Genomic DNA, 19,340 nt, shown 5'->3' with positions numbered 1-19,340 from the left:
CATCACCTCCGCAAAGAGCACCCGCCGCAACAACACCGCCCACCCGCGCTGCCCCCGCGAAACCCTCCTGACGAACCCCCCACCGCCACACCAACCCGGGACAACCACCCCGGACATCAGGGAGCACTCTGGTGGGTGCCGGCCTCGGCGGCGCCGGCATCACCATCAACGTCCGCCGATAACCGCAACGGGCTGACGGCCCGGTACCAAGGTAAGCGGTACCGGGCCGCAGGCCGGCCGACTCCGGGACGGCTGCCAGCTTCAGCCCCTGGCGTGAGCGGCATGTCCACGACGGCTCGTGCTCCACGGCCGGGCGGAACCACCGCCGTGGGGCCGCTGGACGCCGTCCGGGCGGAGGGCTTACAGAAGTCCGAAGTGGGACTCGATACCCACCACCGGAGAGGTACCTGCTCGGTCCACAAGGTGATGGTCTCGCCGACGTCCGGCACACGAACGGGGCCCTCCACGAGCGCCAGGCCGAACGCGGGACCGTTGGGGCGGCGGTACGCGAACCAGATGCTCTGGTCGAAGGGCCCGAGGCGGGTGCCGGGCTCGTCGGCGTCCATTCCGGCGGCGTGGACGGCCGCGATGGGTTCGGGCAGGTCAATGGTCATGGCCGGCGTCGTCTCCCGAGAACCACCCAGAGCGGATCAGAACAGCGCCACGGTGTCGATACCATCCGGGTCCAGCTCGCCCGGCTCATCGGGCAGCTCCAACAGCCGGGCGGGAAGCGGCACGTCCGCGATGGCCAGCGAGCCGGGACAGGACACCAGGGCACTGCCCGGCTCACGGACCCTGCCGGGCGGGTCGTGCCGCCACACGCGGCCCTTGGTGAGGCGCCCGGCGACCGGGCCGGCGGCTATCGGCCGGCCGCAGTCCCGGCACTCGGTGCGTGGCATTTTCACGCCCATCAGCGTGCCGGGCCAGGTACGGTGCGGGAGGCCGTCGGTGGTCATACGCCGACAGCACCAACGGGACGCATACGCCGAACTCGCCCGAGCCGCCTTGTCCTTCCTGTCGAGCACCGGGAACGTGCTGCACCTGGTGTGGTACGTGTACGGGGCCGGCCCCCCATGACGTTCCGGTAGGCCTCAGCATGGCCATGGGGAGGCTGGAGCAAATGTCGCCGACCTGGCGACAGGACATCGAGGGAGCCATCCAGGGTGACGATGTCAGGCGCGCCATGTCCGTGGTCACGCTTGAAGGTCCTGACCATCTCGCAGAGCTGGCCGAACAACTCGGGGACCTAGCCAACTCCGTAGGAGTCTGCTGGGCCAGGGCTGCGGCGTTGGTCCCTCTCTACCCGGAGCCGCACCCGACGAGGACGGAGTGGGAGGTGATGGAGGTGCACAGTCGCCTACGTAACGCCCTCGAAGAGTTCACCCGGGCCGCGCGCGCCCACCTCAACGCCCACTACCAATAGAGCGGCATCACGGAAGTCATCGCCGCCAAAAATGGAGCGGGCGTCGGTGCCCGGTCCCCAGCCGCCGGCGTGGACGACGTGGGGCAGGCGGCCGTCTGCGTTGCGGGTGTCGGTGGGGTCTTGGCCGTTGCTCATGAGGTAGGTGCCGTGGGATATGGAACTGAGTGAGGCCGGGCCCGGAGTCGAGCAGCGGGCGGCGGTGGTGGCCGACGCGGCGTGCGAGCTGGTCGACACGGTCACGCCGAGGACCTGGAGCGCGGGCGCGGTCGAGGACGTGGCCGACGCCCTCGACGTCCTCGCCGAGGCTCTGGCGGCGATCGACCCGGAGGCCGCGCGATTCCTTGCGGTGGTCCCGACCGCCACCGCCGCACTGCGCCGGCGCCTCGCCCCGGCCACCGCCGAGGTGCCCGCGCCGCGCTCCGGACAGCCGCGCCGGCGCGGACTCGGACCCGGCTGGAAGGGCGTACGGGCCACCGGCTGATCCCGCCGGGCGGTCCACCGGGGCCTGTGCGGCGCGGATGCCCTGAGGGGGAGCCTTGGGGCCGGTGGAGAGAGTTCTGCAGGAGGGAAACGCGGGGGGAGTTGGGGTGCCGTTAACGAGCGGCGAACCAGGCGACAAATAGCACGTCAGTAGCTTTCGGATCGAAAGGGAGTATGAACAGCGCGCCCACCACCGACTCCACCAACCGAACGGCCCGCCGAAAGAATCGACGGACCGTCACAAAAGATCGAGGCTAGACGTTGTGGGCATAGTCGTCATCTATACGTGTCTGCCCGCTCGGACAAGCGGCATACACTCCCGTCCGGTCCCCATACCATTTCGAGTACGTGGCGGTGTACCAGCCCCTGGTGCAGTACACCTTGGTGGCGTACCTCTGCGGCCCCGTGCCATCACACCAGCCAGTGAAAGATGTGGTGGTACGGCTGAGGGCGTAGCAATGCCCGTTCCAACCCTGCGCGGATACCGTCCCCGCCGAAGCCGTTCCTGCGGCCCCTCCGAAAGCAAGTGCAAGAGCCGACGCGCCCATCGCGACTTTCTCGCGCCAACCGATCATGTGTCACCCCCTCGATTTCGGGATCACGTCCAGGCAACGCCTGAACGCAAGAATCCTGGCAGCCAGGAGCCACCCTTGTCTTGGTGGGTTTCGGACACATGCGGCAGGCCGTGGAGTTCGGGGCAGGGAAATCGTCACGGGCGAAAGCCAGAGTCATTCCAATGCGTGAGCTGTGCGACATCGAGCGGAGCACCGCCATGGGTCCTGACCTGCGTGGTCAAGGGGCCTCCGGAACGCTCCGCCGACGCCGACAACTTCTCCACGAAGGGGTCTCGCGGAAGTCGGACCCGGTGCCGTCGTCCACCGTGGCTGTGGTGCCGTCCTCCTCCTGGTACTGCGCGAGCGTCTTCTGGAGACGGGCAGCGAGGTCCTGGAGGTGGGGCGTGAGTGCCCGTTCCATGGGCGTCTCCTGCCGGGCGCGCCGGCGGGCGTCGTCTTCGTCCAGCAGCTCCTCCAGCGACTTGGGGTCGGGGTCCAGGCGCACGAGCAGCCACGCCGACGCGCGCCAGTCGCCCGGCCGCCGGCGGATGCGTCGCTCGCTCCGGGTCTCCCCGGTGATCGGGTCGGTCCACGTCCGGAACGTCTCGGAAACGACGGTTCCGCACGGTGCGCAGCAGTGCGGCCCGCTGCCGCATGCCACCGCTCAGCTGGGTGGGGTGGGCCCGCTGGAACCCGTCCAGGCCGAACTCCGCGAACGACTCGTCCGCACGGGCCCGCGCCCGCAGAGCCCCTCACTCAAGCCCCGCCCCGGTCGAGGTCGTGTACGTCGGCCAGGAACCGCCCGAGTCCTGGGACGCGGCCGTGTACCTGTGCGGGCCCACACCCACCGACCCCGCGGAGCCGTCCTGGCGCCCGGCCGCGGTCGCCGCTCTGCGCGCCGCCTGGGAGGACCGGGGGCGGCTGACGGTCTTCCTGCCGGAGCCCACCGCCTGCGGGTCTTACCCCCGTACGGCGACCAGATCGCCTGAGAGGAGGAGGCGATGCGGCGCTCGGACGTGGTGCCGTTCTGGATCCCCCGGGAGATGCACGGGCTCCCCGGGCTGGTGTCCAACGTCAAGTGGGGGGCGTGGTACGACTCAGGTCGGGCGGTATCGGGTGCACCGCCGGAGGCCGAGCGCATGGCGTATCTCCTGCACTTCGCCGAGGAGTTCGGGGTGCCGGTAGAGCGCGCGCTGCCCGGCGCGGCCGAAGCGGCCCTGCGGGCCGTGGGCCGCGGCTCCCACCGCACCGGCGGCGGGCGGGCCGTCCCCCTTGGCGGTGTGACGGTCCGAGCCCTTCCAGCGGTGGTACGCGGCCCGCCCTGCGGGCTGCCGGCTGCTGGACGCGCGCGTGGAGTGGTACGAGCGGGCCGCGGCACCGGGGAACGCGTCGGCCTGGCTGCTGACCGTGACGTGCGAGCCGGGCGACGGGGCCGCCCCGGCCGTGTGCCGCCTGCTGTCGGCTCGTGACGAACCCGGCCAGATCGCCGGCGGCCCCCTGGGCGACGAAGGTGCGGGCGTTCCCGTCATCGCCCCCGTCGCCGTCCGCCTCCTCTGGGCATCTCCCGTAGCGCGAACCCGTCGGCGTCGGCAGTCACCCGGAAGACGGTGCGGGTGGTGAAGGAGCCGTCCAGGGCCTCGATGGCGTCCTTGTCCTCGGGGACGGCGCTGCGGTACCGGTAAGCCGTGTGGTCAACAGTGGTCACACCACGACGCTAAGACCACTGAGGCCACACCAGGACACCTTTCGGCCGACCACGCCGCGAACCCGGAACAGAGCACCTCGGATCGGGAACCGTCGCTGATGATCTGCGGCGCAGCAACGGCCGAGGACGACGCGGTGAAGGACCTGGCACCGTGGCTGGGGGACGTCACGAAGAGATGACGCACGCACACAACCAGCACACCAGGACTCACAACCGACGCTAGCGTCTGTGCCCTTGAGATGTCCTGGGGGGGGACACATGACCAACCCGTACACCACGCCGCAGCCGCCGACCGTCAGAACCGCCCCGAAGTGGGCACGCAAGTGGTACGTGCTGCCCGCGATCGGCCTCGCCTTCTTCCTCGGCATCGGCGCCGGCGCCGGCGCCGGCGACCAGAACACCGGCAGCGATGCGAAGCCGGCAGCCGACAAGGTGCGGCCGACGGCCACGGTCACCGCAACGGCCACCGTCACGGAAACGGCGACGCCGGGACCCGCGCCGACAGTGACCAAGACCAAGACGGTCAAAGTGAAGGTGACCGTCACCGCCCACGCCGCCGCAGCGGGCTCCGGGAACAGCGGCAGTTCGTCAGGCGGTTCATCCGGAGGCGGCAGCTCAAGCTCCTCAGGTGGCTCCATCGGAGCTGGAAACGGTGCCACCGCCCGCTGCAACGACGGCACGTACTCCTACGCCGCACATCACCAGGGCGCCTGCTCGCACCATGGAGGCGTGGACGTCTTCTACAGGTAGTGCGGGTTGTGCTCTCCGACCAGCCAGTGGCAGTGGCTGGGCCGACTGTCCCGCGGGTGGGCAGCGGCCCGGTGGGAGGTGGGGAAGCCAGGCCGCCGGCCCGCCAGACACGGGGTTGCCGGCCATCATCCTGGTTCGCGGCCGCCGTCGGCGTCCGCGGTGAAATGGGAGGTCTTCGTGCGTCACTCAGTCCGTCTCGCCGTGGCAGCGGCCCTGGCGGCTTGTCTGACCGGCGGTCTGGTGGCCGTCTCGGCCGGCCAGGCCGTCGCCGCCGGGTCCAAACTGGCCGACGACTTCAACGGCGACGGATACCGCGACCTGGCCATCGGCATGCCGGGCAAGACGGTCAGCGGGAAACAGAATGCCGGTGCCATTCTCGTCACCTTCGGCTCCGCCCACGGCCTGACCGGCAAGCACGTCTACATCACGCAGAACTCCGCCAACGTCCCTGGCACGCCCGGGTACCAGGACTACTTCGGCAGCAGCCTCGCCAGCGGCGACATGAACCGCGACGGGTACGCCGACCTGCTGGTCGGCAGCGAAGGAGATGGGTCGGGCAATGGCTCGGTGACAGGATCCGCCCAGACCTCGCTGTACAGGGGGTCCTCCACCAGTTCGGTCAGGGCCGGGGTGAAGGCGCGGGCCATCTCGCGCGGCGACAACGGCGTGGAAGGTGTCTCGGGCTGCGTGGTCATCACGAGTTCCGAGCGAGGGCGTGGCGTGCGATGCTCGCGGCGAACAGCGGGGTCTCCCGCCGGTTGTGGTCACCGGAGGCGGCTTGCCGTGCGGCTGCGGCCTGCTCGAAGGTGATGCCGTTCTCCTCGTTGAACTCCATGAACTCCTGGGTGGGGTGACTGGTGACCTGGTTGGTGTAGGTGACGGTGCCGTCGCCGTTGTCCTTGACCGACAGGTCCCAGATCACCTGGACCGACGTCCAGCCGTGCGGGGTGAGCACGTCGGAGGTGGACACCATGTGGCAGTGGTGCTTCTCGGCGATCTCGGCGACGTAGTGCTGGATCACCAGTCCGGTGCCGATCATCTCCACGTTGATGGACATCGGCCGGCCGTCGTCGGTCGTGGTGTAGCCCGCCGCCTTGTGGTCGGGCGGGGCGCAGCGCTGGTACTCCTTGTCCGGCAGGTTCAGCAGCCAGTCGGCGATGTCGATCGCGTCCCAGGGCGCGTCGAGCGGCGCGTGCTCCGTCGAGGTGGACAGGACCAGATCGGTCAGGACCTTCTTCGGATCACTCATTGTTCGCTCCTTCGGTGAGGGCCACGGTTGGAACCGGGCCGGCTTGTGCAGGGGAAGGCCGACCGGACACTGCCGGTTCGACCGCCCTCGGTCATCCGTCGACCGCTTCGCGGCCCAGGACGGGGGCAGGGTGAGGAGGTGGTGCGGGCCGGGCCGTCGCCGCGGGTTCCAGCACCGGGATCACCGGCGCCACGGCGTCGGTTCGGCTTCTTCGGATGCGGCGACCCTAGAACCGGTGGACCGGTGGCGCTTGCCTGTCGGCGCACCGCCGATGTCGCCGCGACGCACTGCGTACGGTGCCTCCCGAGATGAGGTGATGAGCCTGCTGGACAGGGCGGATGTGCCGACGGTCGCACCCGACCTCGAGAGGACTGTCGAACGCTTCGCTACGCTCTGGCTGCGAGCGTGGCACCGAGCGCGGCCAGGGCCGCGGCGACCAGGGTGGTCAGGGTCCAGCCGATATGGGCGAACAGCAGCGCTCCCGCCGCGGAACCGACGGACCCGGCTGCGAAGTAGGTCGTCATGTAGAGGGTGTTGAGACGAGCGCGCGCTTCGGGACGCTGCCTGAGGGCGTGCGTTTGATTGGCGACGTTGCTCACACGTGCGCCGGAGTCCAGCAGCAGTGCCCCGAGGATGAGCGCGCCGGCCGACAGCCCCCACAGACCGGCGACGAGGAGACCAAGGGCCATCACACCAGCGGCTGCCACGGCGAGGCCCCGCTGCGCCCCGCGGTCGAGGAACCGGCCGGTGGCCAGCACCGTGGCGGTGCCCACGACGCCCACCAGTCCCAGCAGGCCCGCACCGGTCGTCGACCAGCCGTGCGTCGGGCCGGTCACGTACAGCGTGACCGCCGTCCAGAAGAGGTTGAACGCGGCGAAGCCGGCAGCGGCGGTGAGCGCCGCCCGCCGCAGACCACGCTCGCTGCGCAGGAGCGGAAGAAGCGACCTCAGAAGGGCCCGGTAGCCCAGCGCGTGACGCAAGGGCGGCTCCGGCAACCGGCGCAGAGCAAGGTGCACGACCAGCGTCGCGAGCGCCGACAGCGCGTACACCGGACGCCAGCCGAGGAGGCCGTCGAGTGCCCCGGCGATGACGCGGGCGCCCACGATGCCACCGAAGAGGCCGGCCGTGATGCGCGCCGTGGTGCGCCCCACCGCCTCTCGCGGCACCAGCGACACGGCCGCCGGCATCAGGATCTGTGCCAGCACACTCGTTGCTCCCAGCAGCACCGATGCCGCTGCGAACACCGGGTAGCCCGTCGCGGACGCGGCCAGAGCCAGGGCGATCAGCCTGCCCGCGTTCAGCCAGCGCATCAGCCGGTGCAGCCCGGCCCTTTCCAGCACGGGCACGACCAGGAGCAGCCCCGCGGCGTAACCCACCATGGTGATCATCGGCAGCAGTCCGGCGAGTGCGTCGGAGACCGCGAACGAGGCGGCCAGCGGTCGCAGCAGCGGCTGCAGGTAGTAGATGTTGGCGACGCTCACGCCGGCCGCGATCGACATCCATGCCACATGTCTGCTGCTGAGTCCGGCCCGGTCAGAGGTGTCCGCGGCCTTCGGACCAACCCTGTCGAGGCGCTTCGACGCCTGTCTCACATCCGCCATGCCTCCAGAGTGAAGATACGTAGCATCGAGGTCAAAGACCAGTTTTCGATGCTAGTAATAAATGAGGTGAATGATCGTGGAATTGAGAACCCTGCGGTTCTTCGTCGCCGTGGCCGAGGAGCAGAGCTTCACCCGCGCCGCCGACCGGCTGTCCGTCGCACAGCCCGCCGTAAGTCACCAGATCCGCTCCCTGGAGAAGGAGCTCGGGGAAGCGCTCTTCGAACGCAATCCACGCAGCGTCCGCCTGACCGAGGCCGGCCGGGTGCTGCTCCCCCTGGCCAGCCAGACCCTCGCCGATGCCGACAGGGTGACCGCGGAGTTCGCCTCCCGCACCGCGCTGGTCACCGGCACGCTCCTCCTGGGCACCGTGGACGGGGTCCAGCACACCCGTCTGCCCGCGCTCCTGGGAGCCTTCCACCGCCGGTACCCGGGCGTCGCCGTGCAGCTCGTCGAGGGGCGCAGCGCCGGGCTCATCTCGCGCGTCGAGAACGGCGAGCTGGATGCCGCCGTGGTGGCCCTGCCGGAGCATCCCCTGCCCCAGGGCATGCGCAGTGTGGTCATGCTCGAAGACGAGATCATGGCCGTCGTCCCGGCGGACTCCCCTCTGGCAGGTCGTACGAGCATTCCCATCGAGCTGCTGTCAGGGAAGACCCTGATCAGTTACGGCCAGGACAGCGGACTGCGGCCATGGCTGCAATCCGCGTTCGATGCCGCCGGCATCGACTTCGCCACCCGGTACGCGACCAACGACGCGGCCCTCCACGTCGCCCTGGTGGAGGCCGGCATCGGCGTCTCCCTGACGGTGGGCACCGACCGGGCTCTCGCCGGCAACCCCCGCGTCAGTGCCGTCCCCATCAGGCCCTCCCTCACTTACCGCAAGGCACTGATCTGGCGGGGCGCACCGCGGCCCACCCGGCCGTTGCGGGCCCTCCTGGCCCTTGGTCCCGCAGCTCCATGACTCCGTACCCCCTCGACACAGTCGGTGCCGACCCGGCAGGGCACACAGGTGAAGCGCCGCCTACGGCCGGCCCGAAGCCGCCGTACGGAAGTCGCCAACTCGACCGGGCCGCACACACGTCGGCCCTCGTTACCGGGCACGGTGCCCGTCGCGCACCGACCAGGTATTCGTCCGACGTCAAGACCGGCCCAGCCGCCGATACACCGGAAGCAGCACGAGCTGTTGGCCCTCGGCATCCATCCGCTCAGCCGTCCACTCCGCCTCCTCCCCGGCCGGCGAGGAACAGACGCAGCTCATCCGAGATGTTCAACCACCTGAACCGCGGGCACGCGGTCCGCTCGATCGGGATCACGACCCACCCCGGCCAAAGATCGCGGGCAGTTCTTGATCTTCATAGCGGCTCCCGCGGGAGACACTCCCGACGATCGGCAGCGGCTCCGGTCGATCGGGGGGAGATGCGATCGTCGGAGCGCACAAAGGGCCGCTCAGGATCCGACCGCGGTGGCGCGCGAGCAGACCAGGCGCAGCGGCTGGTGGCTGGCCGGCCCGAGGACCCCGAGTCGGTCGCGGAGCATTCCTGGCGCACTGCCCTCATCGCGTCGATCATCGCCCGGCTCGACGAGGGCGCCGAGGCGGGCGCCGGGCATGGTCCCGGTACTCACCGAGCCGGCGACGCAACTTGTCCCGCGCCCCCTCCTCGCGGTGCCACCGGCCGTGCTGCACCGGTCAGCCGCCGGTGTCGAGCGACAGGTGGAAGCGGCCGGAGCCGCGCATACGCGCCCGGGTCGGTCATGAGGCCCGGCGCAAGGGCACGACAGCGGCCGGCCCGATGGACGCGGGTCCGAACCTGTCGCGGGTCCGGTCCATGGCCTGCTCGGCGACCAGGCGGGACTCGCGGGCGTCGTCGAGGCTGATCTGCTCGGCGACCTGGTCGGCGTCGATGCCGGTCCTCGCCTTTCAGCGCGATCCCGTTCAGGCGGGCGCGTTGCGAGGTGCGCCGGAGGATGAGCGTGCGAGCGGCTGTCCGCAATGGCTGAGACCCGATGGTGCCACATGCGTCACGGGCGGCTCAGGGTGCCGTATGCACCCGGCTCAACGCCGGATGAGGCCGAGGTCGGTGGCTGCGGCGACGGCGGCGGTGCGGGAGTCGACGTCGAGTTTGGCGTAGATGCGGGCCAGGTGGGACTTGACCGTTCCCTCGGTCAGGTGGAGACGTGCGCCGATGGCCTGGTTGGACAAGCCGTCGGCGACCAGGGTGAGAACTTCGGTCTCGCGCCGGGTCAGGGCGGTGCCGGGGGCGCGCAGCCGGTTCATCAGCCGGTCGGCGACGGTGGGCGCCAGTGTGGTGCGTCCGGCGGCCGCGGTGCGTACGGCGGCGGCCAGGTCCTCGGGCGGGGCGTCTTTGAGGAGGTAGCCGGTGGCACCGGCTTCGATGGCGGGCAGAGTGTCGGCATCGGAGTCGTAGGTGGTGACGATCAGCACACGGGGGGCTCCGGGCCGGGCAGTGATCCGGGCGGTGGCCTCGGCGCCGCCCATGCCCTTGCCGAACCGCAGGTCCATCAGGACGACGTCGATGTCGCCTTCGGCGGCGCGGGTGACGGCGTTCTCGGCGGTGGCGGCTTCGGCCACGACGACGAGGCCGGGCTCGGTTTCCAGCACGGCGCGCAGTCCGGCCCGCACGACCGGGTGGTCGTCGGCCAGGAGTAGGCGGATGAGTGCGTCGTCGGTCACGGGCGGGCCTCGGGCTCGGTGTCGGATTGCGGGGTGAGGGGCAGTTGGACGGCCAGGGCGGTGCCGTGGCCGGGGACGGGGACGGGTTCGATGGCGAGAGTGCCGCCGAGGGCCCGGGTGCGGGCGCGCATGGCGGCCAGCCCGAAGCCGCCGGCCTCGGGGTCGGGGGCGGGCAGGACGGCGGGGTCGAAGCCGCGGCCGTCGTCGACGACGTCGAGGGCCACGCGGTCACCGAGGTAGCTGAGAGTGACGTCGGCGGTGGTGGCCTCGGCGTGCTGGACGGTGTTGGCCAGGGCGGACTGGGCGATACGCAGCAGGGCGACCTCGTACGCGGTGGCGAGCGGGGTGGGGTCGCCCGTGAGGTGGAAGCGTGCGGTGATCCGGTGCCGGGCGGAGGTGGTGGTGCACAGGCGTTCCAGGGCTGCGGCCAGGGTGGTGCCTTCCAGGGTGGGCGGGGTGAGAGCGGCGACGAAGCGGCGGGCCTCGGCGAGGTTGTCGACGGCGGCCTGCCGGGCCTGGTCGACGTAGCGGGCCGCGTTCTCCGGGGTGTGGGGCAGCGCTCGTTCGGCGGCGCGCAGCAGGAGCTGGACGCTGGTCAGGCCCTGGGCGAGGGTGTCGTGGATCTCGCGGGCCAGGCGGTCGCGTTCGGCCAGTACGCCGGCGGTGTGCTGGGCCGCGGCCAGGTCGGCGCGGGTGACGGTGAGTTCCTCGATCAGTCGACGCCGGTGTTCGCTCTCCCGGTACAGGGCCTGGTACCCCCACACCACGGCGACGGCCACGGCGGCGCCGAGGGCGGGGCCGATGGCCATGGCGGGGCTGAAGGAGTGCTGGTGGGCGGCGAAGCCCGCGATGGCGACGGCGGCGGTGGCGGCCACGGTTGCCAGTGCGGCGCGGCCGGGCAGCAGGTGGAGTTGGAGGAAGTAGAGCGGGAAGGCCACCCACACGGCATCGGGGGACAAGGCGAGCAGCACCAGCCAGCAGGCGCCCACCGCGGCCAGCCACAAGGCGGCGGCCCGCCGCGAGCGGCGTACGCGCGGCAGCGTGGGCCCCGCCGCGTACACCAGGCCGCATGTCGCCGCCGTGGCAATGACCCATCCGGCGTGGGGCCGGTCGTCGGCCACGGCCCGGCCGGCGGCCAGGGCGAGCAGGCCGATGACCAGCAGGTGCAGGCACCGGGCCAGGGTCCGGGTGGTCGGCGTCAGGGCAGGGGCGGCAGAGTTCACAGTGCGTCCCAGGTTACGAAAGCTGACGCCGGAGGAGCCTCCATCAAAAGTTGGAACCCGTGTGCCGTCTTTCAGCCCGCCAAGTGCCCTCCTGCGCCGGACGCGCGCACAGGGGGCCTGCGGAGAGGGTGGGGTCATACCGCTTCCGCCGCTGGAAAGGACAGGCCAGGGCCGTGTTCGTCGCCTGGAGAGACCTGAAGTTCGCCAAGGGGCGCTTCGCCCTGATGGGGGCTGTCATCGTGCTGATCACCCTGTTGGTCGGGCTGCTGTCCGGGCTGACGGCCGGACTGGGCCGGCAGAACGTCTCCGCGATCACGTCCCTGCCTGCCGACAAGATCGCCTTTCAGGCTCCCAGCGGCAGGCAGGAGCTGTCGTACTCCAACTCCACCGTCACCGAGCAGCAGTGGAGGAAGTGGTCCGAGGCGCCCGGTGTCGAAAGCGCCGAACCTCTGGGTATCACCACGACCAAGGCCACCGCGGGAGACAAGAGCACCGGGGTCTCGGCCTTCGGCGTCGAGCCCGGCTCCCGCCTCGCCCCGGACAGCGACAGGATCACCGGCAGCGCGGTGGTGCTGTCCACCACGGCCGCCGACGATCTCGGCGTCAAGGCGGGTGACTCCTTCACCCTGGCGGGCCGGCAGCTGAAGGTGGCCGCCGTCCGGGGCGACGCCCACTTCAGCCACACCCCGGTGATCTGGACCCGTCTGGACACCTGGCAGAAGACCGCGCCGCCCACCAGCACTGACGACGGCCCGACCGCGACCGTCATCGCTCTGAGCACCACCTCCCAGGCCGATGTGGCCGCCACCGACCACCAGGCCGGCACCAAGACGGTCTCCACCGACGACTCACTGTCCGCGATCGGCTCCTACACCTCCGAGAACGGCTCCCTGCAGCTGATGCGCGGCTTCCTGTTCGCCATCTCCGCCCTCGTCATCGGAGCCTTCTTCACCGTCTGGACCATCCAGCGCAGCGGTGACGTCGCCGTCCTGAAGGCCCTGGGCGCTTCCACCGCCAATCTGCTCAAGGACGCCCTCGGCCAGGCCGTCGTCCTGCTCGTCGGCGGCACCCTGATCGGCACCGGCATCGCCGCCTCCGTCGGCGCGCTCGTATCCGGCTCCGCCGTGCCGTTCCTCCTCACCCCCGCCACCGTCCTGATCCCGGCCGTCGTGATCATCCTCCTCGGCGCGCTCGGCGCCGCCCTGTCCATCCGCCGCATCACCTCCGTCGACCCGCTGACCGCCCTGGGGAGCGTCCGATGAGCCTGAACCTGACCGACATCACCCTCACCTACCCCGACGGCGACACCCGCCTGACCGCTCTCGACCAGGTCAGCCTGGAGGTTCCCCAGGGCAGCCTGACCGCCGTGGTGGGCCCCTCCGGCTCCGGCAAGTCCAGCCTCCTCGCGGTCGCCGCCACCCTGATCACCCCCGACACCGGCACCGTCACCATCGACGGCCAGCGCACCACCGGTCTCACCCGCGGCGAACTGACGGAACTGCGCCGCCACAAGATCGGCATCGTCTTCCAGCAGCCCAACCTGCTGCCCTCCCTCACCGCCGCCGAACAACTCCAGGTCATGGCCCAGCTCGACGGCCGCAAACCCGGCACCGCCCGCACCCGCGCGATGGAACTTCTCGACGCCGTCGGCCTCGCCGACCAGGCCGGCCGCCGCCCCCACCAGCTCTCCGGCGGCCAGCGCCAGCGCGTCAACATCGCCCGTGCCCTGATGAACGACCCCACCGTCCTCCTGGTCGACGAACCCACCAGCGCCCTCGACCACGAACGCGGCGCCGCCGTCCTCGGCCTCATCACCCGCCTCACCCACCAGCAGGCCACCGCCACCGTCCTGGTCACCCACGACCGCACCCACCTCACCGCCGTCGACCAGATCGCCGAAGTCCAGGACGGACGCCTGCGCCTCCCGGCCATGAACCGGTAAGGGATCGGCTTGGACGAGCCACGTGACCAAGCGAGCTCCGCGTGCGACGAGCACCGAATCAACAGACACGCCCGAGTGCTGCAACGGTGTTTGTGGTGACTGGTGGCCAGGTCAGGGGCTGTGTCCGCGTCGTTCGTAGTGGCTGGTGGTGCGGGCTTGGTGTCGTCGCCGTCTGCGCCAGGTGGACCAGTGCGGGATGTGCTCGGCGGGTGTGGGGCGGCGGTCGGTGAGGCGGGTGACCAGCCGCCTGATCTCGGCGAGGGTGAGGTGGATGAGCCGGGAGGATCCGTTGCTGCTCTGCCCGCATCCGGCTCTCGGGCTCGCAGGACGATCAGGCAGACGTGGGCGGCCATGGCGAGGGTCATGTGGCGGTGCCATCCGGGATAGCGGCGCAGGGTGTCCTGTGTTCCCACGGGCGCGGGACCGGGTGACGCCGCAGCGGCCCCGGCCGCCTCGTCCTGGGCGCCCCGTCGGGGGCCGCGCGGCTGGGTCAGCCAGGCGACGGCCGCACCGGCGAGAGCCACGGGCCGTTCGACCACCCCGGTGACGCCGAGCACCCCGGCGCCGGTGTAGACCGCCATCCGGCGGTCGCGTGGAGAGACCAGTCCGATCCAGTCCAGCATGCTGTCGGCAACCCTGATCACCCGCTCGGCTCCGGGCAGGCGGCGCAGCCCCGAACCGAGGGCCCGCAAACAGCTGAGGGGTTTCCCCGTGCAGCAGGGCATATGCCGGGGAACGGGACTCGGGACCGCCCCGGTGCCGGCGCCGCCCGCAACCTGACGGCGGTGGGACCGGTGCTGCGCGGTCCGTACCGGATCCGCGCAGGCGCGCCACACTGGCTGCCCCTTCCAAGGCGTCGCTGGGTTGCCGGCCTCTCGACTCCGTACGAGCGTGACCAGGCCGTGGCCAAGGTGATGGCGGCCAGGTAGCGGCTGGGCCTCTTCTCGTGGCGGAGACGATGCCGCGCGCACCCGGTGGAGTCCTCTCGGCGGAGTCCTCCCGGCCCCGGTCCGGTCCGGGCTCCTGCGGGTGGTGCGCCTGCTGGTCGTCCGGGTGCACCGCGTCGGCATCGTCCTGTGCGGCGTAACAGTCCGTGCGGGCGCGGGAGGCGTCGGCCGCCTTGGTGACGCGTCTTGGAGGTGGCACGGCCGCTCTGCCGTGAGATCGAGGGCTTCCACGTCCGTACGGGACTCCTTCAAGGCCCGCAACGCCGTCAGGTCGATCGCCTCCCGGCGTCCGGCCTCCGGGTCCCGTCGTCGTGCTCGGGGTCGGCGGCCAGTGGTGCGAGCAGGTTCTCGGCCATCGCCGCCTGCTGGTGCGCGACGACGTCTTACGCTCTGCCCCGCACGGTCTTACGCTCTGCCCCGCACGACGGCAGCGAGCATCCATGCCGTGATCCAGGTTCCCGATGAGTCGATCAAGCCGGAGCGGTCCGCTGAGGGAGCGGTCCGCTGAGGAGGAGTACGCGAAGCCCGCCGGTCTGACCGGTGGGGGGTACGACGCCCAGAGGCGCCGCTGGCGCGAGGGGTCCGAGACAGTGCAGGCCGCACTCACGGGACACGCCGAAGCAACCGAGAGCAACCGAGAGCAACCGATATGAGCTGGAGCAGGCCGTGAAGAAGGCCGTGCGGCGCGCTCAAGCATGCCGCCGTACGGGCCGATCAAGCGGCGGAACTTGTCCCCGCCACCTCCTCGCGGTGCCACCAGCCGTGCTGCACCGGCCGGCCGCCGGATTCGAGCGACAGGTGGAAGCGGCCGGCGTCGGTCACGCGCGGCGGATCCCTCACGACTGCCCCGGCTCGCGGACGATCGCGCCATTCGCCCCGGCTCGCCCGGCTGGTAGCGCACGGAGCCCGGCTGCTGTGCCGACGGCCGCGCCGATCTGCTGCACCGTCGGCGCTCGGCCGTGGCCGGCCCGCCAAGCGCGAGCAGGCCCTCGACGCGCTGCGAAGCCAGGCGCCGCCGTGCGCGCACTGCCGAACGGACATGGCCCTCGGCATCGGGGACCGACGCGCAGAGCCCCGGCCGGCGTGCCGGCCGGGGCTGAACCCGCAAAGGGGTGTGATCGTGAAGGGCGGTCGCCTACGCGGCGAAAGGCAATGCGAGGCTTCAGCCGAACGATCGTCCTCGCATGCGATGGATGAGGCCCGGGGACACTGTTCCCTTCACCATCACGCCCCTCTCAACCACACCCGTCCGGCGAACATTCCCGCGTTCGTGCCGCCCGCCCTGCCGACCGCGGTCCAGCGTTCTTCCCAGGTGCGTGTGGCGGAGCCGGGCCCGGCCGTCGTCGACGTCGCGGCCTGTGACGATCAGCGTGTTCGCCGTCCAGAGGCTGCTCCCCGGGCGGTAGCCGACCCCGGACCTCACACCTGTCCGGCTTCCGCTGCCGTGGACGTCGGGGCCGTACATCGCAGGGACTCCCGACCGCCCCCACTCCTTCTACAGTCCTGTAGATTCATTCTGGAACGTCATCGTCTCACCGAGGAGGAGAGCAGTGGGAGTTTCCCTGTCCAAGGGTGGCAATGTCTCGCTCAGCAAGGAGGCGCCGGGCCTGACCGCCGTCCTGGTCGGACTGGGCTGGGACGTGCGGACCACCACCGGTGCCGACTACGACCTGGACGCCTCGGCGCTGCTGCTCGACGCATCCGGCAAGGTGCTCTCGGACCGGCACTTCGTCTTCTACAACAACCTCACCAGCCCGGACGGGTCGGTCGAGCACACCGGCGACAACCTCACGGGTGAGGGCGAGGGCGACGACGAGACCGTCAAGGTGAACCTCGCCGCCGTACCCGCCGAGGTCGACAAGATCGTCTTCCCCGTTTCCATCCACGACGCCGAGAGCCGCGGCCAGAGCTTCGGCCAGGTCCGCAACGCCTTCATCCGCATCGTCAACCAGGCCGGTGGCGCGGAGATCGCCCGCTATGACCTCTCCGAGGACGCCTCCACCGAGACGGCGATGGTCTTCGGCGAGCTGTACCGGCACGGTGCCGAGTGGAAGTTCCGTGCCGTCGGGCAGGGATACGCCTCCGGGCTCGCCGGCATCGCCGCCGATTTCGGCGTCAACGTCTGACGGGCGGCCCCTCCATGTTCGGACTGAGCGAACTCGCGGTCATCCTGATCGTCGTCATTGCCGTCCTGGCCGTCAAGAAGCTGCCCGAACTGGCCCGTTCCGCGGGCAAGTCGGCACGCATCCTCAAGGCCGAGGCCAAGGCGATGAACGACGGACAGCCGACGGCGCAACCGCGCGTGATCCCAGGGGAGACCGTCACCCCCCAAGCCAAGACCGCCACCTTCCAAGCCACCTCCGCAGTCCCCGACGCGGACCACCAGTCGGCCGCACCGCCCGACGACGGGACGCAGCAGCGGCGTTGATGCGACGGGCAGGCGGTCGGCACCTGACGGGTGACCGCCTGCCCGTCCTCGCGCACCCGCGCGGGGAGATGCCGACGGCGGTCCGGCGCGTCCGTGAATACCTTGACCGGCGCGCGTCCGTGAAGAACTGCCCGCCGCGACCACACGAAGGATGGCGTCCCAGGCGAGCGGGCCGACGGCCGGCGCCGGCGAGCGCGCCCGTCGCAGGGACCACCCGGACGCCGACCCCGGGACCGAGGCCGCTGCCGCTGCCGCTGCCGCTGCCGTCACGATAGTCCACGCCCCAAATGGGCATGCTTCAATGCAAGTTACTCCCCACGGATCCGTTTCACGCCATTACTGCGCGCAACAGGGCCGAGGCGCGCCATAAACATTTCCCCGCTGCTCCGATAGCATGTTCGAACTCGCGCCGACCGACCCTCCGCCCGACACCAGAATGCATGCCACTCAGCGCGAAAATTGACCCTGCTTAACTACCCAACACATCGGCCAGACAGTTGACATCTAGAACATCGCGGGTGTTTTCGCGAATAAAGGGGAGAACGACACCGGCCGCGTGGCGCGAACCACGCGCGATACTTTGGGCCACGGCTGGTGTGGCGACACTCGGTTTCCTGATCATCCTGGAGATCGTCGCGCGTCGCTGCGCCGGCATACCGGGGCCGTTGACCGAACAGGCGAAAGAGACGGTGTTCGCCCCCAAGCCGGGGCCGCTGTACGCCGGTCTGGCCCTGATGATGGTGGTGCTCACCTGGCGGCAACGGTTCGTCGCGGCGGGTGCCGCGATCGGCATCGACGTCGTCTTCGTACTGGTGCGATGGGCGGTCGACGCCAAGGCGGCCGACGGCCATTCCTTCGGCAACGGCGCGTTGTGGGTGATGCTGGGCTACGCGGTCATCGCCGTCACGCGCCGCAGCGGCCGGGAACGTTTCCTGCTGCTCAAGGGCGTCGGGCTGGGCCTGCTGCTGGCGGCCGGCCGAAAGACGGGTGACATCTGGCTGATCATCACTGCGAAGACCCGCCCGACCGTGCTCGACCAGTACGTGGCGACCGCCGATCAAGCGCTGGGCAATCCCTCGTGGCTGCTGGGCCGGATACTCCAGGCCACCGACCCCATCGGCACGCGTCTTCTCGGCCTGGTCTACGCGCAGCTCGCCGTGGCCGCGGTCGTCGTCGCGCTGTACCAGCTGCGCAACGTCGGGGTCGAAGGCCGCTTCCCGCGCCACCATCTGGTGCGCACCTTCCTGGTGATCGGCCTCCTCGGGCCGGGCATCTACATGCTCTTCCCGGTGGTCGGACCGGTCTTCGCCTACAGCCCGGGCGCCTCCGGCACCGGCGGCGTGCAGTGGGCGGTGGCCAACCTGTGGCCGCACACGCCGCCGCCCGTCACCGCCCCGCACCCGATGACCTACGACGGGATCACCCCGCGCAACTGCATGCCCAGCCTGCACACGGCGTGGGCCACCGCGATCTTCATCCACACCCGCAAGGGCCCACGGATCCTGCGGTACGCGGGCACGTTCTGGCTGATCGCCACGCTCGGCGCGACGCTGGGCTTCGGCTACCACTACGGCACGGATCTCATCGCCGGCGTGGTGTTCGCGCTCACGATCGAGGTAGCCCTGCGCTCGATCGACCGCGGCTGGGACCGGTCAGGCGTCCAGCTTGTCGCTTACGGGACAACGGTCTTCGCCGCGCTCTTGGTGTCCTACCGCTATCTGCCGACACAGATGGCCGGACATCCTTGGCTGTTCGGACCACTTCTCATTCTGGCGATGGCGTCGGTGATCCACCGTTACGTACGCATCACCGGACTCTGGGAACCGAAGGCCGCTCCGGCACCACGGCCGGAACCGCGACCCGAGCTGGTCTGACGTTTCGATTCAGGGTCCCGGTGACGGTCCAGCGCCTGACCGCGAGTACACGAGCGACTGCTAGCGTTCGCCCACGTGAAGGACAGCGTGTACGTGGGCAACGCGGGCAAGGACGCGGGATTGGACCGAGGGTGGCTCCTCGGGCACTTCAAGGACGTTGACGACCCGCGCCACAGCGAGGCCGTAGAGATCAAGTGGGGCGTCCACCCCCGTGCCGATGCGCGATCGCAGTGGGTGAGGGGCGAGGAACGCACGGCTCTCCTGGTTCTCATCAGCGGACGCTTCCGCGTCGAACTGCCCGGCCGCAGCGTCCTTCTGGAAGAGCAGGGTGACTACGTCGTGTGGGGGCGCGGAGTCGACCACTCATGGTTCGCGGAGGAGGAGTCGGTGGTCCTGACTGTTCGATGGCCGTCCGTGCCCGGCTACGCGGCGGCTGAGAAGGATCAGGCGCACCGGCGGACCTGACACGTGGGCG

At 70.5% G+C, this 19,340-nt stretch carries 19 protein-coding genes and 2 pseudogenes; 11 read left to right on the top strand and 10 right to left on the bottom strand.

What is annotated here, in order from left to right; all coding sequences use genetic code 11:
* Nucleotides 1-650 precede the first annotated feature (650 nt).
* Nucleotides 651-956, bottom strand: coding sequence for a hypothetical protein (locus tag IE273_RS25745; protein ID WP_189817534.1), 306 nt, complete (start codon nucleotides 954-956; stop codon nucleotides 651-653).
* A gap of 621 nt (nucleotides 957-1,577) precedes the next feature.
* On the opposite strand from IE273_RS25745, the gene IE273_RS25740 reads away from it, so the two are divergent.
* Entirely contained in the window at nucleotides 1,578-1,904 is a 327-nt protein-coding gene (locus tag IE273_RS25740; RefSeq protein WP_189817533.1) for a hypothetical protein, read from the top strand.
* Nucleotides 1,905-2,695: 791 nt separating this feature from the next.
* Here the strand turns inward: IE273_RS25740 and IE273_RS25735 are convergent.
* The 3 genes from IE273_RS25735 to IE273_RS25725 all read right to left on the bottom strand — a co-directional run bounded on the left by IE273_RS25735 (nucleotide 2,696) and on the right by IE273_RS25725 (nucleotide 4,162).
* On the bottom strand, nucleotides 2,696-3,118 hold the full coding sequence (locus IE273_RS25735) for a hypothetical protein (protein WP_189817532.1): 423 nt from the start codon (nucleotides 3,116-3,118) through the stop codon (nucleotides 2,696-2,698).
* 436 nt (nucleotides 3,119-3,554) lie between these two features.
* Nucleotides 3,555-3,986: a hypothetical protein gene (locus tag IE273_RS25730; RefSeq protein WP_189817552.1), complete on the bottom strand. Its 432-nt coding sequence runs from the start codon at nucleotides 3,984-3,986 to the stop codon at nucleotides 3,555-3,557.
* Complete coding sequence (locus IE273_RS25725) at nucleotides 3,983-4,162, bottom strand: hypothetical protein (protein ID WP_229887516.1); 180 nt, start codon at nucleotides 4,160-4,162, stop codon at nucleotides 3,983-3,985. The genes IE273_RS25730 and IE273_RS25725 overlap by 4 nt, the downstream gene beginning before the upstream one ends.
* 258 nt (nucleotides 4,163-4,420) lie before the next feature.
* Here IE273_RS25725 and IE273_RS25720 point away from each other — a divergent pair, with 258 nt between their 5' ends.
* Nucleotides 4,421-4,912 (top strand): DUF3761 domain-containing protein, encoded by a 492-nt coding sequence (locus tag IE273_RS25720; protein ID WP_189817531.1) that lies wholly within the window; start codon nucleotides 4,421-4,423, stop codon nucleotides 4,910-4,912.
* Nucleotides 4,913-5,098: 186 nt separating this feature from the next.
* Here the strand turns inward: IE273_RS25720 and IE273_RS43800 are convergent, their stop codons facing one another.
* The gene (locus tag IE273_RS43800; RefSeq protein ID WP_229887526.1) at nucleotides 5,099-5,329 is read right to left on the bottom strand and encodes a hypothetical protein; all 231 of its coding nucleotides are present in this window, start codon (nucleotides 5,327-5,329) and stop codon (nucleotides 5,099-5,101) included.
* On the opposite strand from IE273_RS43800, the gene IE273_RS43795 reads away from it, so the two are divergent.
* Complete coding sequence (locus tag IE273_RS43795) at nucleotides 5,231-5,722, top strand: FG-GAP repeat protein (protein WP_229887525.1); 492 nt, start codon at nucleotides 5,231-5,233, stop codon at nucleotides 5,720-5,722. The two genes, IE273_RS43800 and IE273_RS43795, sit on opposite strands and share 99 nt — an antisense overlap.
* Here IE273_RS43795 and IE273_RS25705 read toward each other — a convergent pair.
* Together IE273_RS25705 and IE273_RS25700 are read right to left on the bottom strand one after the other, a co-directional pair.
* Nucleotides 5,607-6,161 carry a hypothetical protein gene (locus tag IE273_RS25705; protein WP_189817530.1) on the bottom strand — a complete coding sequence of 185 codons (555 nt, stop codon included), beginning with the start codon at nucleotides 6,159-6,161 and terminating at the stop codon, nucleotides 5,607-5,609. The genes IE273_RS43795 and IE273_RS25705 overlap by 116 nt on opposite strands.
* A 386-nt stretch (nucleotides 6,162-6,547) precedes the next feature.
* Nucleotides 6,548-7,660 (bottom strand): MFS transporter, encoded by a 1,113-nt coding sequence (locus IE273_RS25700; protein WP_189817529.1) that lies wholly within the window; start codon nucleotides 7,658-7,660, stop codon nucleotides 6,548-6,550.
* Between the two features lie 172 nt (nucleotides 7,661-7,832).
* Between IE273_RS25700 and IE273_RS25695 the strand changes: the two genes are divergently transcribed.
* The gene (locus IE273_RS25695; RefSeq protein WP_229887515.1) at nucleotides 7,833-8,720 is read left to right on the top strand and encodes a LysR family transcriptional regulator; all 888 of its coding nucleotides are present in this window, start codon (nucleotides 7,833-7,835) and stop codon (nucleotides 8,718-8,720) included.
* A 1,092-nt stretch (nucleotides 8,721-9,812) separates the two neighbouring features.
* Here IE273_RS25695 and IE273_RS25690 read toward each other — a convergent pair.
* Nucleotides 9,813-10,451, bottom strand: coding sequence for a response regulator (locus tag IE273_RS25690; protein WP_189817527.1), 639 nt, complete (start codon nucleotides 10,449-10,451; stop codon nucleotides 9,813-9,815).
* A complete protein-coding gene (locus IE273_RS25685; RefSeq protein ID WP_189817526.1) occupies nucleotides 10,448-11,674 on the bottom strand; it encodes a sensor histidine kinase in 1,227 nt (408 codons plus the stop codon). Before IE273_RS25685 ends, IE273_RS25690 begins: the two co-directional genes overlap by 4 nt.
* Before the next feature lie 173 nt (nucleotides 11,675-11,847).
* Between IE273_RS25685 and IE273_RS25680 the strand changes: the two genes are divergently transcribed.
* Both IE273_RS25680 and IE273_RS25675 read left to right on the top strand, forming a co-directional pair.
* Entirely contained in the window at nucleotides 11,848-12,936 is a 1,089-nt protein-coding gene (locus tag IE273_RS25680; RefSeq protein WP_189817525.1) for an ABC transporter permease, read from the top strand.
* Nucleotides 12,933-13,616 (top strand): ABC transporter ATP-binding protein, encoded by a 684-nt coding sequence (locus IE273_RS25675; protein WP_189817524.1) that lies wholly within the window; start codon nucleotides 12,933-12,935, stop codon nucleotides 13,614-13,616. Before IE273_RS25680 ends, IE273_RS25675 begins: the two co-directional genes overlap by 4 nt.
* 248 nt (nucleotides 13,617-13,864) lie before the next feature.
* Here IE273_RS25675 and IE273_RS25670 read toward each other — a convergent pair.
* Nucleotides 13,865-14,011: pseudogene (locus IE273_RS25670) on the bottom strand (IS701 family transposase); the annotation flags it as partial.
* 1,441 nt (nucleotides 14,012-15,452) lie between these two features.
* Here IE273_RS25670 and IE273_RS44740 point away from each other — a divergent pair.
* The 5 genes and pseudogenes from IE273_RS44740 to IE273_RS25650 all read left to right on the top strand — a co-directional run.
* A pseudogene (locus IE273_RS44740) lies at nucleotides 15,453-15,602 on the top strand (DUF6233 domain-containing protein); the annotation flags it as partial.
* A gap of 511 nt (nucleotides 15,603-16,113) precedes the next feature.
* A complete protein-coding gene (locus tag IE273_RS25665; protein ID WP_014668916.1) occupies nucleotides 16,114-16,689 on the top strand; it encodes a TerD family protein in 576 nt (191 codons plus the stop codon).
* 14 nt (nucleotides 16,690-16,703) lie between these two features.
* Complete coding sequence (locus IE273_RS25660; protein WP_189817523.1) at nucleotides 16,704-16,991, top strand: twin-arginine translocase TatA/TatE family subunit; 288 nt, start codon at nucleotides 16,704-16,706, stop codon at nucleotides 16,989-16,991.
* Nucleotides 16,992-17,509: 518 nt separating this feature from the next.
* On the top strand, nucleotides 17,510-18,865 hold the full coding sequence (locus tag IE273_RS25655) for a phosphatase PAP2 family protein (RefSeq protein ID WP_189817522.1): 1,356 nt from the start codon (nucleotides 17,510-17,512) through the stop codon (nucleotides 18,863-18,865).
* A 75-nt stretch (nucleotides 18,866-18,940) separates the two neighbouring features.
* On the top strand, nucleotides 18,941-19,330 hold the full coding sequence (locus IE273_RS25650; protein WP_189817521.1) for a cupin domain-containing protein: 390 nt from the start codon (nucleotides 18,941-18,943) through the stop codon (nucleotides 19,328-19,330).
* Nucleotides 19,331-19,340 lie beyond the last annotated feature (10 nt).

This window comes from Streptomyces olivaceoviridis (assembly GCF_014650115.1).
GTDB lineage: Bacteria > Actinomycetota > Actinomycetes > Streptomycetales > Streptomycetaceae > Streptomyces > Streptomyces olivaceoviridis.
The sequence above is the reverse complement of the archived record's forward strand: the minus strand, read 5'-3'. Positions and strand labels throughout refer to the sequence as shown.

Excerpts from the sequence above, each read along its gene's own strand:
- IE273_RS25720 (WP_189817531.1), top strand. The coding sequence starts at position 4,421 with ATGACCAACCCGTACACCACGCCGCAGCCGCCGACCGTCAGAACCGCC.
- IE273_RS25660 (WP_189817523.1), top strand. The coding sequence starts at position 16,704 with ATGTTCGGACTGAGCGAACTCGCGGTCATCCTGATCGTCGTCATTGCC.
- IE273_RS25730 (WP_189817552.1), bottom strand. The coding sequence starts at position 3,986 with ATGACGGGAACGCCCGCACCTTCGTCGCCCAGGGGGCCGCCGGCGATC.
- IE273_RS25695 (WP_229887515.1), top strand. The coding sequence starts at position 7,833 with ATGATCGTGGAATTGAGAACCCTGCGGTTCTTCGTCGCCGTGGCCGAG.
- IE273_RS25700 (WP_189817529.1), bottom strand. The coding sequence starts at position 7,660 with ATGTCGATCGCGGCCGGCGTGAGCGTCGCCAACATCTACTACCTGCAG.
- IE273_RS25745 (WP_189817534.1), bottom strand. The coding sequence starts at position 956 with ATGACCACCGACGGCCTCCCGCACCGTACCTGGCCCGGCACGCTGATG.
- IE273_RS25675 (WP_189817524.1), top strand. The coding sequence starts at position 12,933 with ATGAGCCTGAACCTGACCGACATCACCCTCACCTACCCCGACGGCGAC.
- IE273_RS25740 (WP_189817533.1), top strand. The coding sequence starts at position 1,578 with ATGGAACTGAGTGAGGCCGGGCCCGGAGTCGAGCAGCGGGCGGCGGTG.
- IE273_RS25705 (WP_189817530.1), bottom strand. The coding sequence starts at position 6,161 with ATGAGTGATCCGAAGAAGGTCCTGACCGATCTGGTCCTGTCCACCTCG.